Source organism: Shewanella aestuarii (genome assembly GCF_014647215.1).
Taxonomy (GTDB): domain Bacteria; phylum Pseudomonadota; class Gammaproteobacteria; order Enterobacterales; family Shewanellaceae; genus Shewanella; species Shewanella aestuarii.
Genome location: NZ_BMOT01000024.1, coordinates 1 through 964 on the forward strand (window position 1 = coordinate 1; position 964 = coordinate 964).

1 rRNA gene is annotated in these 964 nt (G+C 50.7%); it reads left to right on the forward strand.

Annotation, left to right across the window (positions count from 1 at the left end):
• Window positions 1–964 (forward strand): 23S ribosomal RNA (locus tag IEY03_RS17030); the annotation flags it as partial.

Genomic DNA, 964 nt, shown 5'->3' on the forward strand with positions numbered 1-964 from the left:
TAGTAGCGGCGAGCGAACGGGGATTAGCCCTTAAGTCTATGGGGTGTTAGTGGAATGTGTTGGAAAGCACAGCGGCACAGGGTGATAGCCCCGTACACGAAAACTAACCATAGATGAAAACGAGTAAGGCGGGACACGTGACATCCTGTTTGAATATGGGGGGACCATCCTCCAAGGCTAAATACTCCTGACTGACCGATAGTGAACCAGTACCGTGAGGGAAAGGCGAAAAGAACCCCTGTGAGGGGAGTGAAATAGAACCTGAAACCGTATACGTACAAGCAGTGGGAGCGGTTCTTGAGACCGTGACTGCGTACCTTTTGTATAATGGGTCAGCGACTTACGTTTTGTAGCGAGGTTAAGCGAATAGCGGAGCCGTAGGGAAACCGAGTGTTAACTGCGCGTTTAGTTGCAAGGCGTAGACCCGAAACCCGGTGATCTAGCCATGGGCAGGTTGAAGGTTGAGTAACATCAACTGGAGGACCGAACCGACTTATGTTGAAAAATGAGCGGATGACTTGTGGCTGGGGGTGAAAGGCCAATCAAACCGGGAGATATCTGGTTCTCCTCGAAAGCTATTTAGGTAGCGCCTCGAGCGAATACCATTGGGGGTAGAGCACTGTTAAGGCTAGGGGGTCATCCCGACTTACCAACCCTTTGCAAACTCCGAATACCAATGAGTACTACTCGGGAGACAGACGGCGGGTGCTAACGTCCGTCGTCAAAAGGGAAACAACCCAGACCGTCAGCTAAGGTCCCAAAGTGTATGTTAAGTGGGAAACGATGTGGGAAGGCTTAGACAGCTAGGATGTTGGCTTAGAAGCAGCCATCATTTAAAGAAAGCGTAATAGCTCACTAGTCGAGTCGGCCTGCGCGGAAGATTTAACGGGGCTAAACATACCACCGAAGCTACGGGTTTGCAGTTTACTGCAAGCGGTAGAGGAGCGTTCTGTAAGCGGTTGAA